Source organism: Desulfoluna sp. CLI2B (assembly GCF_056847375.1).
Genome location: NZ_CP186557.1, coordinates 3973790 through 3989652, shown reverse-complemented (window position 1 = coordinate 3989652; position 15863 = coordinate 3973790). Strand labels below are relative to the sequence as shown.

Here is a 15863-nt window from a genome sequence, read left to right as displayed (position 1 = left end):
TTGTTGTGGGTGTGGGGGCGGCCCGGTATACAAACATAGAAACTGGGGTTTCCTTTTACCAGGTAAAAAACAGAGGGCCTGGACCGTTGAGGCAACGATCTCCTTTGTGGCCGACGGTGGCCCGGTGGAGGTCTCGGTGAACAGGCCCGATGAAAGCAACGCCGTGGCTGTGCTGGAGAAAAAATCCGTCACCCCCGGGTATGTGGTTTCGAAAAAAGGGGGCAGGACTGTCTGGAAAGCGGAAGACAGGCATGGGCCCCAGAAAATGTTTTTGAGGTCCACCACCTACCGTCGCAGCGGCGGTGAGGCAACGCCCCGCGGGAAGGTTACATACCCTGAGGCACCTGTTTTCAAAGAGCCCCATGAGCTGGCCGCCGACGGTATCGTCTTTGCCGCTCAAAGTGAAAACACCTCCGGTGAAGCGGTGGCCAGGGCGATTTTAAAGGCCTTTAATGACCCCATGAACAACAACGCCTCACTGCTCCTTACCGACGCCGATACCTATGGGGGCGTTGTGCCCCTTGCCTGTGGGCTGATGGCCAGAGCCGGGGTCAAAGCCCGCATGGTGAAAGGGCTCAACCTAGACGAGGAAAAGCCCAAACAGAAGCTGAAAAGCTATATCGAAATAGAAGATGGCTCCGGGTTCAAGCTGTTCAACCCGCGAACGGCAGAGCTGGAAAACAGGGATGCATTCCTGGCATGGCAGCAGAACGGGGAGTCTATCCTTGAGATCATCGGGGGAAGCGGCGGAGACATCTCGTTTTCCGTTATCGCCGATGAGATCGCCGCCCAGAAGGCTGCTGTGCAGCATGGCAAATACACCGGCCATGTGCTCATCGATTTTTCTATTTACAGCCTCCCCATTGCCCAGCAGAACGTCTTCAAGCTTTTGCTTCTCATTCCCATCGGCGCCCTTGTCATCGTCATCCTCCGAAACCTTGTGGGGATTGAAACTTCGGGGACGTTTATGCCGATCCTCATCGCCCTGGTTTTTCTCCAGGTCCATTTGCTGGTGGGGCTCTCCCTTTTTGTCATCATTGTGGGTATCGGCCTGATCCTTCGGTCTTACCTCTCCAGCCTGAACCTGCTCCTTGTCCCCAGGATTTCCGCGGTCCTGGTCTTTGTCATCCTCATTTATGTGGGGGTGAGCGTCGCCAGCATCCGCATGGGGTTCGAGGCGGGACTGATGGTGACCTTTTTCCCCATGATTATCATCTCATGGACCATCGAGCGCATGTCCGTCCTCTGGGAGGAGGAGGGGCCCAAAGATGTCTTTATCCAGGGCGGCGGCAGCCTTTTTTCCGCGTCCATGGTCTACCTTGTCATGCAAAACAGGGTCGTCGGCCACCTGACTTACTCCTTTCCTGAGCTGTTGCTGGTGGTGCTCGCCGCGATCATCATGATCGGGAGCTATTCCGGCTACCGCCTCACCGAGTTGAGGCGCTTTGAGCCGCTTGCAGGGGGGGAGTGATAGTCACCTCGCCCTATGGAAACAAAAAAAGCGGGTGTCGTGGGCATGAACCGGCGCAACGTGGTGCTCATCGCCCGGAACAACCCGCGGCAGCTTTACCCCAGCGTGGATGATAAGCTCAAAACCAAGAGACTCCTCGCAGAGGCGGGGATCTCCGCTCCACGGCTCCTGGGGGTGGTCAAAACCCAGGGCAACGTCCGGGAACTCGAATCCTTTCTGGGCACCTGCCCGCCCTTTGTCATCAAGCCGTCCCGGGGCAGCGGGGGAAAAGGGATCCTCGTCATCAGCGGGCACCACGGGCAGGACTACCTGAAACCCGACGGGCATCGGGTGACCATCGGGGAGATCAAGCGCCATGCCTCTAACACGCTGAGCGGCCTCTTCAGCCTCGGCGGCCACAGCGATGTGGCCATGATCGAAGAGATGGTGGATTTTTCCGACGCCTTTGAGGGCTTCTCCTACCAGGGGGTGCCGGACATCCGTGTGATCGTTTACAAAGGCTACCCCGTGATGGCCATGACCCGGCTCTCCACCGCAGCTTCCGATGGAAAGGCCAACCTCCACCAGGGCGCCGTGGGCGTGGGTATTGATGTGGGCACGGGTGAGGCACTGAAAGCCGTGCAGTTCAGCCGTCAGGTGACCCACCACCCGGACACGGGAAAAGAACTCTCCACTCTGTTTGTGCCCCAATGGCCCGATTTTCTGGCCCTTGCTGCACGGTGTTACGAGATCACCGGGTTGGGGTACCTTGGAGTGGACATCGTTCTGGACCGGCTTAAGGGCCCCATGATCCTGGAACTCAACGCCCGGCCCGGTCTTGCCATTCAGATTGCCAACGGGTATGGTCTTCAACCCCGGGTGGATCGTGTGGACGCGGAGGGGGCAAAAGAAAAAAGTGCCTCGGAGAGGGTGCAGTTTTCCATGGAGGGTTTTTTCAGTTTGCAAGAAATCTCTAGGGGGCGTGGCACCCTGCCTTGCCTTCGTCTGGCCGCGACCATCAAAAAAAATGAGAAGAATCAACCAGGCCAAACGCCGCACTCCGGTGCGGCTTTTTCGTCCGTCGCTACCCATGCAGCACAGGAGTGCGGCGCTCCAGAGGACAAGGGGCAAAGCACAGCGACATTCTATGGACATTGATTAATTAAAGGAACCCCATGGCTTTACCCTGGAAAACCCTGGATAGATTCACCGACGGCAACGAAACCCTGGAGCTGCGCCAGCGCGGAGCAAAGGATTTTCTTATTACCCTGGGCTCCCAGGTGCTCATGAACAGCATGGCCCAGCGCTCGGAAATGGCCCTGGGGACCATGGGATGCAAGGGCCTCGAAGGCCATGCCGCCCCCCGGGTCCTTGTGGGCGGCCTGGGCATGGGCTGCACCCTCCGGGCCGTTTTAGACGCCCTTCCCGAAACCGCCGAGGTGGTGGTGGCCGAGCTTAACCCCCGCATTGTCGAATGGTGCCGGGGTCCCCTGGCTCCCCTCACAGACTGCGCCGTCTCCGACCCGCGGGTGAAGGTCTCCGTGGGGGACGTGGCAGCCCTTATTGGCGGAACCGCATGCGGAACGGGCGAAAAGCCCTTTGATGCCATTATCATCGACCTCTACCGGGGGCCCCATCCCAAAACCGACAAAACCAACGACCCCTTTTACGGCTCCGGGGCCATCGCCAACGCCCGCAAGGCCCTAAAGCCCGGGGGCACCTTTGCCGTGTGGGGCGAAACATTTGACGAGGCCTTTTTAAAGCGCATGACCAAGGGCGGCTTTAAAGCCACCTGCGAGCGGCCGGGCAAGGGCGGGTATCGCCATGCGGTGTTTTTGGGGAAGAGGGCGGGGTAGGTGCGTCTGCACGCATCATGTTGATAAATTCGTTACGATTCAGCCGGTGCGGGAATGACGCGTTGCCAGCCCTGTCCGGACGGTGAGGTAGGGTGCGGCTCCCGCACCGATTAAGTAACGATCGGTGGGAATCCCTCGTTACACCAGATGGGCACGGCGCCAAGGATTTTGTCACTCGCGGGGGTAGCGGCTTGCCTTTGCCCATCCTACGGGGCACACGGGCACACGGGCACACGGGCACACGGGGACGCGGGGACGCGGGGGGCGATGGGGCCGATGGGGGCGCTTGTGCACCGTGGAAGGTGCGTAGCGGTCATGAAAACCCATGGCCGGGTATGTGTCTGGCGTTTAATAAAAATCAAAAAAGATGCCCAATGTCAGATAGGATTCGTCGTAATCCAGGGCGAACTCGCCTAAAATAGCCCTTCCGGTATAGGCATCCAGGCCTATCCGCAGATTCGAGCTGCTCTGGTCCCTTGTCACGTGAAAACCGGTCTGCAAGCTTACTCCGGGTTCCCAACTGGTTTCGTCAAACGTCCTCACATGGGCGGCAGCATAAAAGGCCGTGGAGTTGTTCCACAGGTTGTGCGGCCCCTGATACTGGATGCCGCCTTCGGCTGCCCATCGCTTCTGAAGGTCGTCATTGCCCAGGGACCAGGCCCAGCTGGGCTCGACATAGATAAAGATCTCCTGATTCAGGAAAATGCCCATGCCGAAGGCCAGGTCATCGCGGGTGTAACCGATGCGCTCCCGGCCGGTTTCCTCGATATATTCGTCACCTAAATGGGCTGAAATGTGACGGTAACCGATTCGTGCCACCACCTTATCGCTCCAGTCCCAGACGCCAAAGATCCCGTAGCGACCGTCCCAGCCAATGTTGTCCAGATTGTTGCCCGGATCAAACTGGGTGAAGAGGCAGCCCTCAACGTCCAGTGCAAATTCGTTTTTCCCTTCCTTTGTGGGGCTGACTTTGAACAGTGTGTAGCGCGTCCCCAGATCACACATGACACGGCCGGATGAGGTTTCCGGAATTTCGCTGTCGGTAACGGAGATGCCCAACTGCATTTGTGGGCGCCGCGGATCGGCCAGGTAGTCCGGGTAGGGCTGATCGTTCGGGTCCAGTTCCAGTACCCATCGGGACCCCAGGTTGAAGGTGGTGTCTGCCCGTTCTTCACTCTGGGCCGCAGCCCACTCAACACATAAGAGAACGGTGAGTATCGTCGCCATGAGTATTTTCATTTTAACCTCCTTGCTCGGCTCGCCCAAAGAATGAGAAAATTGACAAGAAAACTGTGGTTTATGTTTTTGCTGCGTTAGAATGATTGCACGTGTCTTTGGTCATCATTTTGGTTGAACCGTTTTCTCATGAACTACCCGGGTAGCTGACGGTTCGCGTAGGGATGTCTTCATACCCAATAAAGGAGCGACGAACACCCATGGACTCCTTCCTGATCATCCATGTGATTTTTATCCTGGCGGCAGTGCTTTGTTTTGCGTTTGGCTGAACGACAGGGGGATGGGTTATCGTGCATCAATACTACTCGGGATATTCCCGACCCATGAGTCGATGGACGCGATGCCGTTCCATTTCTCCACGGCTGAGTAGTCGGTGGGGGCCTGGAAGTGGAATTGATACTCCATGGTGGTTGTGTTTAATTTATTTCCCTCCACGCGGGAGACATCCAGGCCGATTCGATTCGGCATCGTGATGTCTGTGAATGCATAGGTGTAATACTCGGGATAGACAATGCGGTTCTTGCCGATGAGGTGCTTGCAAAAAGGCCGGATGCCCGAAACGTTTCGTTCGTCGGCCACATCATAGTTCATGGAAAAGTGAGCGGCAAAAAGTTCGTAACTTCCTGATTCATGATCGATGGCTTGGACCCATTCGTTTTCCGTCGCGGAAAATCCGATCTGCATGGCCAGGTCTCTTCGCGCGGAGTTAGATGATTCCAATGTAGAGACGGTGGAGGAGCGTGGTGGTGGCCGGTGTCGATTTTTTTAGTGAAGGTGGCATTGCCTCCGGGATTTGCGGGTTTGTCCATGGATCCCAGGTGATTCACGGTGCTTCTGACCAGGGGGCCGTTTGTGTCCAGAATACCCTCGCGATTTACCAGCCGGGCGGTGATGGGCAGGTCATTGTATGGTAGGTTAAGCTCTTCGTAACGCTCGAAATTGGTGTGGTCAGTCCTGCACCAGACGATCATGATGATTTCGAGTGGGGTATCCCAGCACGACGGCCCTCCAGGCACGATAAATGGCCCGGGATCGCACCGGGTGTAAGGCCCATGGTCGGCCGTTCGGATGTAATAGGGGCCCGCGCCTTTGATACTCGTGTTGAACGATTCCAAGGGGCCAGTGTCAAAGAGCTCAGGGTATTCGAACTGTGATGATCTCAGGGCCAAAAAGCCGTTGTCGAGCATTTTTGCCATTTTTTCTTTGTGTTGCGCAGAGTCACTCTTTTCCGTAGATAGCCCATTTCTGACGACCTTGATTAATTCCACTTTTGGTTTTTCGATGTCAATGGCAACCGGGATCTCCGTTTCGCCGCTTTTGACGCTCCGGCCAGCTTCGACTTTTCCCACATCCAGCATACACCCGGAGTTTCCCGTGCCCACAGTTGCATAGACAGCGTATCGCATCTTGCTGAATGAGCCGAGACGGTACTTGAAATCGGCATCGAGTACGTCAAATGCCAGGGGCTTTAAGCCGAAGATTTTCTCCTTTGTGAGGTGGTAAAAGGGGTAGAAGACACAGCCCCGATGTTTCACTGTCTTTCCGTTTACCACGGCCTCGGACCATGTTGGCTTCTCCGAGTCCAGAAGGGACGATTCAATATCATGGATGAATCGTTTGTACTTAGGTCCCTTGACATTGAAGAGACCGTCCGTTCGAACAACCCTTATGGAGGCGGGATAGATGCCTTCAGGGGTATCGGTCTTAAGGATGATGAGTACCCTGATCTGGTTAAGGGGGGTGATGGGCTCTTCCCCTCTCGTATGGATGGGAGTCCACCCTTTATCAGGGAGTCCCTTTTCGTCCGCTTCTTCATCGGTCATACCGCAATCGCGGTAGTAAATGGCCGAATGCTCAATGCAGTTGTGGTGGATGTCCGGAAAAATCGTTTTGAAATGCTCCGACAGGGCACGGTAACTATCGGAATGCGTCACATGCACAGGATAAATCTTCTGGAAATCAGCTGCGACATTGTTGGAGCTTCGCATCGATTCCTTGGTGTTGTTGCCCCACTCAAATTTATGCTTTGAATCGGAGTCGCTGTTGGCAAGGTCGTTTTCGTTGAGGTCGTTTTCATAATACCAGTCCTCGTCAAGTCCCACCGGGTTGAAACCATCCTTGTTGATTACCCACTTATCCTTCAGGAGATAGCGCCTGATATAATCATCGATACGGTACTCTTTGATGATGTCGGTGTAGCAGTATTTGGTGGCTTCTGCCGTCAGCCCAGCCCGGGTGATGAGCCTCACCAGTCCGGAAACGGCCTCATAGCGGATACAGACCTGGAGAACAAGGCGCTGGCCACCGTCGTTTATGTCCAAGGACCGCATGAAATTTCTGTTCTCCTCTCCGATATTGGCCAGCATGCCCAGCATCTTCTTGTTGTCTTTATAGTCCTGATACCTTGACTTGCAGATGGCAGAGTCGATGAGCTGAATGCCTGTTTTTACAAGGGTGTATCCGCCCATAAAAAAGGCGATGAGCATGCAGGCCGGCTGGATGGGCCCGGGAATGGCGCAACCGGTGGCAAGGACCGTAGCAATACTACTTTTGGTGAGTTTGATGGTGGCATCGTCGATGCCCGCTTTATCAAGGATGGTGGCCAGGTGGTAGGTTTCAATTTCAGCCATTTCCTCCCGGTTGAAGGTCTCTTCACCGTAACGTTCGATGTACCGATTGGCTTCGTTAAAGAGATGGACCCTGTAGTTTTCGACGTTTTGTGCCTTTGTGTCGATTTCTGCGCCGCTGGAGACGGCAGACGTGGCCGCTGTCATTACCTCAAGCCAGGCAACCGCCCTTGGGATATTGGACAGGCCCGGGACGGATTGGACGAATTTTTTCGTATTGACATGATACAGGGTAATTTTCTTGCCAAACTTGCTATCGGACAGGGCCTTTGACATTCTGTCCAGTTTCGCGCCCCGCATAAAAACGCGCGCATAGTTGGCGTCATCCAGTTTATCCACCCATACATACCCAGCAAGGTCCTTGAGGATGTGCGTGTTCATACTTTTGGCAAAGTCATTCCAGGCGTTGATGGTGTTTTTTGTAGAAAAGGCCAGGGCAATGGAGTTGCGAGCGTTTTCATTGAGAGCATTATCTCTTCGTATAAAGCCGTAAATGATGTTACCCAGCAACCAACCTCGTTCATATCCCCCATCGGCGTCGATGTATTCCAAGATCATATGCGCCTTTTTGCTCATCCAGTTCATGCGGTCTGCGATCACCTTGAGGGAACTCGGCAGGCTGGCGTACTTGTCGTCGCCTTTTCGAGTGTACTTGACGTCGGCATAGGGCTCACGATCTTTTACCGCCTGGATCAGGTGTGGGTAGGTGGATGAAAACGAGCACAGCAAAGACTCTTCTACGGATACGGGGTCGCAGCAGACAAGGTCAAACTCGCCGGCATCGTTTTTGATCTGGAAGTCAATTTTTTGGGTGAACTCGTATGAATTTTGTTGCTGAGGGCTGGATGAAGCGATGTCTCTGAATTCTCCGCCTTTGTAATCGTTCGGCAACATGACCTTTATTGAATAAATCCCACTGCGAAGTTGAATTGTTTCATTTTGAAATAGAGTTGTACTTACAACTCCTTCTTGTGTTTTTATGACATTAAGACGCCAAATTTCATTATCTGGTGTTGAAATGACTAACCTTGAGTTAACCATATATTGATTTGAAAAAAAGAAGACAACAGCTTTGGTTTTGAGCATGTGATAACCGTAGACTGTTTCGTTTTTTGCTTTGATGGCGTTGTACCAGGTTGTGTAGGATTTTTCTTCTTCAGAATCATTCGTTGGATAAGGTGTCCTGAATTTGTCATAGGTCAGAGCAGTAACTGGCAAAGATGTGAACTCAATGTCGGTATGATATTTGAAATAGGTCGAAAAGAATGTGGCCCATTTCTCTTTTTGAGCATACATGGTTTGGAGCACGATATCCCGGGGGGGGAGGTGAAAGGACCGAGATTGTTCGACTTTGGCCACGCGACCGGGGCCTTGCCCAAACCCTTTGTCCGAGACGTGGTGAAGCACCCCATTGACGTTGGTACACCAGGCTACGTATCGTTTTTCTCGTTTGAATTCAGTCGGGAGTTGGGGATGGTTGATTTTTGTTAAAAAAGTCTCTTCGGAAAAAATAATTCTGTTTCGGAGCAAGTCATAGCTGCCTGCTTCTGGAATGATTTTTTCCGTCTTTGGGTCCAGGGTTCCGTATCCTGAAAATATGTAGAGGTATGGAATTTTGGGGTTTTTGGCGCCGCCAAGTGAATATGTCATGATTGCTCACTGTTGAATAGTTATTATTGATGGAATTGTTTTGAACTTAGTATGTGACTGGTTTTATAGGCTAAAGAAAGGCTTCTTGGGGTGTTTATTATTTTTGTACTCATTAGGATTAGTTTTTAGGGCGGCCTAAGCTAAATGCGCGTGGTGTTATAAACCGATAGATAAATGATGGCACCACCGTTCAGACCAAATACTCTTTTGTCTTTTTTTGTTTTGAAATTTAATTTTTGAACCACGCCATTTGAATAGTATAAGTTCTTGTTTTCTGGGCCAAATGTGGGGTGTGAGTAGTCGTTCGTGGTTGACTTAAAGAGTATTTTTTTAGGGTCATTCAATGGAAATAAAACGTAAAGTGGGTCTTTGTGTCCATCTAAGAGGCAAAATATCATACCACCGTTTCGAGCAACTGTCTGGTATGTAGATGATACAACACCTCCTTGAATATCTTTATCAAATAGCTTTTTTCTCTCTTTGGAATAAACACTATAAGAACCAGAATGAAGAGCCACGAACCTGTCATCGTTCAATATATATAGCCCTCTTGAATAGATCACAGGGGTGTCATGGTTTGTTTTTGATTCGACATCGTATTTCCAAAATCCGTCGTCATTGTAGTAGTAGAGGTATCGGCTGTCCGACGTCCACTGAAAGTCTGGCACATATGCCCCCCTTCCCAACTCTGTGGCTGTTTTCTCTTTCAAATCGAAAAGCATTTTGATCGTTCCCATGACCTCACTACTGTCCAATGAAACCGCAAGATAACGGTTGTCCGGTGAGCGTATGGGCAAGTGAAAAATTACGCCACCCTTTGTGAAAAGCAGATCAGGAGGTAAAACCCTTCGAAGGTCGGACCCGTCAAGCCGCGTACTCCAGATGGTATATTCCTCCTCAGTGGGCGCTTGCCAGACAAACTGAAGCCTTGGCTCGCTAAATATGCCGGGGTCTCCGTAGATCTCTTCTTTGTACACCGGCTTTTGCGGTGGCTTTTCCGGCACGGTGAATTTTTCCCTGCGGGCCTGTCCGCCGGATTTTTCGGGGGTTGGGTCTGAACAGCCGAAGAGGCCGGTCATGATGATGAGGAATAAACCGGTGACAATGCAGATGTAGTTATATGGCTTTTTGGTGTTCACGGTGTGTCCTTGCGTTTCCATGAAAAGGTTTGTGAGGAGAGGTATGCTCCCTCAGGTTTCTGTCCAGCACGTGTCTTATTTTCAGGCGAACATCTCTGACTTCAGGGCCTTGGTTACGTCGTAACGCAAATGGTCCTCCGGCAAACTTTCGAATATAAACAAGGCCTCTTTGTCGACTCCCGGGTTGTGGATGAGCGAGTATTTTTTCTTTTTTGGAGGGCTCGGGAACATAAGCCGGACCCAGTCTTCTTCGACCTCCTGGAGGTCATTCAAAGGCAGGGTGTATTCCCAGGTGTTGTCGTCGCTGATCAGGGTGACGGTGTCGTTTTTTACTTCCGGGTCGTTTAGGTCGATTTTGTACATGTATGTCAGGTCGTAGCCGGTTTTTTTGACCCGGATGGTGTGCTCTGTGTTTGTGGGAAGGTCGGAGATGGTCAGGGGCGTGGGGATGTAGACAATACCGGGTGATTCGTCGCCCGTAAAGCGAAGGTCCCGGCCGTCCGGGGGGGGTGTTTTGCAGCCCACGTCGTGGGCCATGCGTGCCAGGACCTTTTTCCTGTCGTAGGTTCCCCAGTTGAAAAAGGCAAGGTCCCGAAAGGTGGTGTTGTTGTCCCTGGCAATGGAGGTGAAGGTTTCCCCTGCCGTGACCTTGTGCTCTGTGATATGGGCCATGTGGCGCATGTTTTGTCTGGCGTTTTCTTTTTTTCGGGTATGGACCCGGGTGGCGCCGGGGGCGCTGGTTTCGGCTTCGATGGGAGAGGTGCCCATGCCGACGTAGGCAAAGGTGTTGTCCAGGGTGGCGCCGAAGAGACTGGATGTGCTCAGGTCAAAACCGCTTGTCTTGCCCTTGACGTTTTTGAGGATCACCTTGCCGTCGTTGGCTGAGACCAGCTCCTTGTGGCGGTCTTCCGTGAGGGTGACGTTGACCCGCACGCCGGGGAGGATATCGCCGGGGCGGTCTTCCACGATTTTGTAAGTAATGGTGGCGCTCCCATAGTCAGGGAGCTTACTGCCCATGCTGAAGGCATTGGTGAGTGTTTCGGTCGGTACATGGTTGGCGGTGATGCCGTGGGCGGTGTTTGTCATTGCCCTGGGGTAGACCGCGATGTCCCGTTCCACGATGAGCTCCGCCGCCTGTTGGCGAAGGGTCATGTCCGATGAAATCCAGGCCGAGCCGTGATGGTGCCTGGCCACAAAACCCTGGAGTTCGTGGGTGTCCCCTGTGCAGCCCATGGATGTCTGGATCAGCTCTTCCGCCTCACGGGTGGATGCAAGGCGCATGACGTCGGCCTCGGAATCCGCCGAGCCGCTGGGATCCAAAACATGGTAATCGTAAACGCCGTCGGTAAGTATCAAGTCACATGCATCTTCAGTCGGTTCCAGATCCACAGTGTCCATGGTTCAGCCTCATTTTTTTCTGCTTTCAACTTCGCGTTATGATGAAAATTCCTGGGCAGGCAGCATGGCTTTGTGGGGGATACGTTTGCCGGTGCCTGCTCATTATGTCTCGTGTGTGGGGTTGATGGTGGAATGTATGCGCTTTTTTATGGTTGCGACAAGTAATTTACATAGGCTTATTGATGTTGTTTTGTCAATGAATATGAAAATTTAAGGTTTTCCTTTTTGATGTTATGGTTTGGGCTTCATACCTTGCTCTTGCGCGAATACCGCGCAATGGTATCAACACGCCATAAGCAGGCTTATGGAGAATCGCCCGACTTGTTCGGGTAAGCCGAGACAGTTGTCTGGTTGCAAGGCCGATACCGTAAATATGCGGGCAATCTTTGAGGAAATAAAATGTTAGTCAAACCAAAAAAAGCTTGACTTGCCTTTGGGGTGTTTTTAGCATGCACCTACTCGCTCCATGCCCACTGCAAAGAATTTACACCGGCACATGGAGCGTCTTCTTCTGAATGCTTTAGATGCACTGTGGGGGGGGGCATGTGAGGGGCATCGAGGGTATCAAGAAAATGGCAATGTGTTTTTTCTGAGCCTTACACGAAAACGCCCGTTTCACACTCCTCTATAAAACAAGGACCTTCCAAGACCCGCCGGTTTTCCTAAGGGGACGTGGCATGAATCATTTTTCGTTAATGGAGAGCTGAAATGTCCGATGCTGTGGCCATTCGTTTCAATGATCGGGACCTCCCCCCTGGGGGTGGCTCTTCAGAGGACGCACGGGACAATGAGCGGGAGGCATTCTGTCGTGTTTCCGGTCCAGATGGGTGCTGCACGCTGCGCCGGGTGATGATTCGGCCAGGGTTGCTCCTCTGGTTTTCGGACTGCATATACGACAGGAAGACGGTTTTTCATACCGAAAGAGAGCAGTCCTTTCTGAGTTTCAGTTTCATGCTGTCGGGGACCTGTGTTGCATCGGACCCTTCATCGGAGGATGCATCAGAATTTTCCTGCGGTCAGCATGGCCTTTTTTTCTTTCCCGATGAAGGGCAGACGGGGTGGGCCCTTGCAGGTCAGCCGTTTCAATGCGTCACTGTTCAGGTCGATCCCAAGCTTCTTTCTGCTTATGATGAAGAGGGATTGCAGCGGTTGCCTGCAGGTCTCTACCGTATTTTGAAAAAGAACCGCAAAAAATCTTACCAGCACACCGGTCCTATGACTTCTGTCATGCGAACCGCATTAAATCAGTTGGTCCATTGTCCCTATGGTGGGATGGCCAGATGGCTTTACCTTGAAAGCCGGGCCCTGGAGCTGGTCGCATGCCACCTGGACCAAGTCAGCACACAGTTGAAGGCAACGGCATCACACGGTGTGCTTCATCCTCAGGATCGCCTGCGGACTCTCCAGGCCAGAGAGTTTCTTGAAAGTCGCTTAGATAACCCACCTGATCATCTCGAACGCTGCGCAATGGCGGGTATGTCCCATCCAGAAAGCGGCGTTTTAAGGTGATGTTTGGGGTAACTCCCTTTGAATTTCTGCGGCATGAACGCCTCGAGTGTGCAAAGGGGCTCCTTGAGGAGGGCAGGAATGTAACGGAAGCGGCACTTTCCGTAGGATATTCCAGCCTCAGTCATTTCTCCAAGGCCTACAGGGCTCGTTTCGGTATCTCCCCCGGAGACCACTGCCGAAGGTGAAACGTGTACACAGGCCTTCTCTGCGGCGCGACGTGATGAAGACGGCAGCAACGGCTTTCATGCCTGCCGAGTCGAAGGGCGAAGTGCATCTTCGTCCAACCCGGCTACGTCATGAGAAAACAATTAGAAGCGAGTCCGGAACGTTGCGGCTGAATGTTGCAAGGCCATCGTGTGTCAATTCACCAAGTTGACTCTTGCCACAGACCAGCCAAGGCCCTGCACCCATTTTTCCCTGTGCAGAATCATCAGACTCACAATGGGAAGGAACCATGGATAGCCATGGAGGGTCGGCATAGGTGGTCTCCTTCAATGAACAGGTTTTGATTGTGCGTTTTAGGGATGGCAAAAATTTTATGTGGCGTCAATTTTTGTTGGTCTGTCGTTAGCGACTGTCATCATGCCCCTTTAGGACAATCGGGTCCGGTTGTTCAATCACATCCGTTGTGAATGAAATTATTGGATAAGGGCTCCGGCAGAGGCAAAAACAGCCATGCCGCAAAACGGTGAAATAGACGCGTATTCCTCGCCATTCAGAGTCTTGGTTTCACCGTTGAGAAGGTGGTTATCAACCCCACCATGCAATGGCCATTTGCCTGAGCCCTAAGCGGTTTTGATGAGGAGATTGAAGAAGAGGAGAATCCAGCCAAGAGAAGGGCGGAATCGTTCGCCGCTGCGTTTAATTTGTTTCATGGCGGTTCAGGCCCCCATGGCCGGAGCGGCAGGAGAAGAGATGTGAGCAGTTGCCCTGAAAGTGTCACCGTGACCGCCCAGAAGCGTGAAGAGAATGTTCAAAAGGTGACAAGCTCTATTACGGTGCTTTCGGACGTCGCCATTGAGGACTCTCAAATACAGACGACCCGGGATATTCAGGGATATGTGCCTAACATGCGCACACTGCACTCAGGCTCTCGGGATTACTTCAGCCGGATCTCCATTCGGGGGATCTCCAACACGGGCATCGGGGATCCAGCTGTGGCGCTTTACCTGGATGATGTCTCTTATGCTGATGTCTATCTGTTCGACATGCCGATTTACGATGTGGAACGGGTCGAAGTTCTGAAGGGCCCGCAGGGAACCCTCTATGGAAAGAACACCGAGGGAGGAGCCATCAATATTTTGACCAAGGAGCCGAGTAACAACGTGGAGGCAAAGGTCAGGCTTGAGGCGGGGGATTACAACAAACGTTATATAGACGGCCTGATCAATGCCCCTGTGGTGGATGATAAGGTGTTTGTGAGGCTTTCGGCTTTGAAATCATCGCGGGACGGATATGTTGAAAATGTTGTCACTCATGGTGATGTGGACAATCAGGATACCCTGGCCGGAAGAGCAAGCGTGATCCTGAAGCCAACCGGTAACCTGGACCTGAACCTCACGCTGGGTCTGAGCCGGTATGATGACGACGGCGGGTTTCCCATGGTCCCAAAGGATAAGGAGAAATACAAGGCGGGTACGGGGATCACCTCTCTGGATGATTTCCAGGTGGGTTACGATTATATAGGGAAAAGCAAAGCAGAGAGCAGGAACACATCACTTCGGGTGAAGTACGAGCAGGACCTTTTTGATCTGGTTTCGGTTACGGGGTACCGTGGCAATGAGGGTGATTCGACACTGGACGGAGATTTTACTCCGGCTGACCTGGCTATCGGTTTCAACAAGCACGATGCTGATGCATGGACCCAGGAGATGAGGTTGATGTCCAGGCCTGAGAATACCCGTTTGAAATGGCTTCTCGGGCTTTATTATGCTGACGAGGCGGTGGATGTGGAGACCGGGTACCGAATGGGCAAGGGCTACGCGGCATTTTATGGGGTCCCCATCGGTACTGAAGATCTGATGTCCGCTGATCTGGAAGCACGGGATTCCGCTGTTTTTGGTCAGAGCACCTTGCGATTCCTTGATGAATCTGTGGGTGTTACGGCAGGCCTTCGATACGAAAGGGCGAAACGCACCATGGATCGAACCCATACCTTCGGAGGAATCGAGACGGCCCCTGCCATGAGTGGACTTGAAAAGACGTACTCGGAGCTGCTTCCCAAATTTGCCATGGATTATCGTCCCACCGATGATGTCATGACCTATAAAACCGTAAGCGGATCGCGGGGTTACAAGGCGGGGGGCTTCTCCTATGCGGGCAGATAACCCGAGATTGGCCTGGCCTTTGACCCGTACGTCCCTGGCCTATGAGGTTGGTGTGAAGAGCGATTTTCCAGGCATCGGGCTGCGTACAAACATCGCGGCTTTCTATACCTGTGTGGATGACTACCAGGACAGGGTGATGCTTGACCCCACGCAAGGTGCTTGAGTAACGCCGCAGCGGCTATTTACGGTGCTGAACTGGAGACCCACTTTGCCGTCACGGATTATCTCTCACTCAATGCCGTTTTCGGGTACACCCATGCGACATATGAGGATTATATCGATCCGGTGACGAAAGAAAACTATAGTGACAACCATGTCTCCCTGATTCCTGAGTACGACTTGGGCGTGTTTCTCCAGTACCGCAACCCCTGGGGGTTGATGGCCAGGGTTGAGATGCAGAGAACGGGGGAAAGCTATCTGGACCGAAGCAATAGCGTAAAGCAAGAACCCTACACTCTGTACAATGTAAAAATGGGTTACGAAAGAGAGACATGGGATCTCTCCCTTGCCGTTCGGAACCTTACTGATGAGCAGTACCTCCTCGATGTGTTCGAGGATCCAACAATTGGGTATATGGGAACCGTTGGCGATCCGAGGACGGTCAGCGTATCGTTTAACTACCGGTTCTGATGTGGCCCTCAGCCCGAATATTTCGCGAGTCGAGTGCGCCT

At 52.7% G+C, this 15863-nt stretch carries 12 protein-coding genes and 1 pseudogene; 8 read left to right on the top strand and 5 right to left on the bottom strand.

Annotated features, from left to right (window positions below; all coding sequences use genetic code 11):
• Positions 1-40: 40 nt before the first annotated feature.
• The 4 genes and pseudogenes from ACOYW2_RS18670 to ACOYW2_RS18655 all read left to right on the top strand — a co-directional run.
• A pseudogene (locus ACOYW2_RS18670) lies at positions 41-481 on the top strand (UUP1 family membrane protein); the annotation flags it as partial.
• Positions 461-1471 (top strand): 7TM domain-containing protein, encoded by a 1011-nt coding sequence (locus ACOYW2_RS18665; RefSeq protein WP_482771055.1) that lies wholly within the window; start codon positions 461-463, stop codon positions 1469-1471. The pseudogene ACOYW2_RS18670 and the gene ACOYW2_RS18665, both read left to right, overlap by 21 nt.
• A 15-nt stretch (positions 1472-1486) precedes the next feature.
• Entirely contained in the window at positions 1487-2608 is a 1122-nt protein-coding gene (locus tag ACOYW2_RS18660; RefSeq protein WP_482767529.1) for an alpha-L-glutamate ligase-like protein, read from the top strand.
• A 17-nt stretch (positions 2609-2625) separates the two neighbouring features.
• Complete coding sequence (locus ACOYW2_RS18655) at positions 2626-3306, top strand: spermidine synthase (protein WP_482767528.1); 681 nt, start codon at positions 2626-2628, stop codon at positions 3304-3306.
• A gap of 348 nt (positions 3307-3654) precedes the next feature.
• Here ACOYW2_RS18655 and ACOYW2_RS18650 read toward each other — a convergent pair whose 3' ends face one another.
• The 5 genes from ACOYW2_RS18650 to ACOYW2_RS18630 form a co-directional block, all read right to left on the bottom strand.
• The gene (locus tag ACOYW2_RS18650; protein ID WP_482767527.1) at positions 3655-4545 is read right to left on the bottom strand and encodes a DUF1207 domain-containing protein; all 891 of its coding nucleotides are present in this window, start codon (positions 4543-4545) and stop codon (positions 3655-3657) included.
• A 282-nt stretch (positions 4546-4827) separates the two neighbouring features.
• Positions 4828-5121, bottom strand: a complete 294-nt coding sequence (locus ACOYW2_RS18645; protein WP_482419476.1) for a hypothetical protein — start codon at positions 5119-5121, stop codon at positions 4828-4830.
• A gap of 8 nt (positions 5122-5129) precedes the next feature.
• Complete coding sequence (locus ACOYW2_RS18640) at positions 5130-8819, bottom strand: hypothetical protein (protein WP_482767526.1); 3690 nt, start codon at positions 8817-8819, stop codon at positions 5130-5132.
• 140 nt (positions 8820-8959) lie between these two features.
• Positions 8960-9958: a hypothetical protein gene (locus ACOYW2_RS18635; RefSeq protein WP_482767525.1), complete on the bottom strand. Its 999-nt coding sequence runs from the start codon at positions 9956-9958 to the stop codon at positions 8960-8962.
• A gap of 81 nt (positions 9959-10039) precedes the next feature.
• Complete coding sequence (locus tag ACOYW2_RS18630) at positions 10040-11356, bottom strand: LysM peptidoglycan-binding domain-containing protein (protein WP_482767524.1); 1317 nt, start codon at positions 11354-11356, stop codon at positions 10040-10042.
• Positions 11357-12064: 708 nt separating this feature from the next.
• Between ACOYW2_RS18630 and ACOYW2_RS18625 the strand changes: the two genes are divergently transcribed.
• From ACOYW2_RS18625 to ACOYW2_RS18610, 4 genes are all read left to right on the top strand, one after another.
• Positions 12065-12865 carry a hypothetical protein gene (locus ACOYW2_RS18625; protein ID WP_482767523.1) on the top strand — a complete coding sequence of 267 codons (801 nt, stop codon included), beginning with the start codon at positions 12065-12067 and terminating at the stop codon, positions 12863-12865.
• Complete coding sequence (locus ACOYW2_RS18620) at positions 12865-13050, top strand: helix-turn-helix transcriptional regulator (protein WP_482771054.1); 186 nt, start codon at positions 12865-12867, stop codon at positions 13048-13050. The genes ACOYW2_RS18625 and ACOYW2_RS18620 overlap by 1 nt, the downstream gene beginning before the upstream one ends.
• 732 nt (positions 13051-13782) lie before the next feature.
• The gene (locus ACOYW2_RS18615) at positions 13783-15192 is read left to right on the top strand and encodes a TonB-dependent receptor (RefSeq protein ID WP_482767522.1); all 1410 of its coding nucleotides are present in this window, start codon (positions 13783-13785) and stop codon (positions 15190-15192) included.
• Positions 15193-15351: 159 nt separating this feature from the next.
• Positions 15352-15822 (top strand): TonB-dependent receptor domain-containing protein, encoded by a 471-nt coding sequence (locus ACOYW2_RS18610; protein WP_482767521.1) that lies wholly within the window; start codon positions 15352-15354, stop codon positions 15820-15822.
• Positions 15823-15863: the final 41 nt, after the last annotated feature.

Coding starts and splice junctions, on each gene's coding strand:
- ACOYW2_RS18625 (WP_482767523.1), top strand. CDS start 12,065: ATGTCCGATGCTGTGGCCATTCGTTTCAATGATCGGGACCTCCCCCCT.
- ACOYW2_RS18655 (WP_482767528.1), top strand. CDS start 2,626: ATGGCTTTACCCTGGAAAACCCTGGATAGATTCACCGACGGCAACGAA.
- ACOYW2_RS18650 (WP_482767527.1), bottom strand. CDS start 4,545: ATGAAAATACTCATGGCGACGATACTCACCGTTCTCTTATGTGTTGAG.
- ACOYW2_RS18620 (WP_482771054.1), top strand. CDS start 12,865: ATGTTTGGGGTAACTCCCTTTGAATTTCTGCGGCATGAACGCCTCGAG.
- ACOYW2_RS18660 (WP_482767529.1), top strand. CDS start 1,487: ATGGAAACAAAAAAAGCGGGTGTCGTGGGCATGAACCGGCGCAACGTG.
- ACOYW2_RS18665 (WP_482771055.1), top strand. CDS start 461: ATGAACAACAACGCCTCACTGCTCCTTACCGACGCCGATACCTATGGG.
- ACOYW2_RS18640 (WP_482767526.1), bottom strand. CDS start 8,819: ATGACATATTCACTTGGCGGCGCCAAAAACCCCAAAATTCCATACCTC.
- ACOYW2_RS18630 (WP_482767524.1), bottom strand. CDS start 11,356: ATGGACACTGTGGATCTGGAACCGACTGAAGATGCATGTGACTTGATA.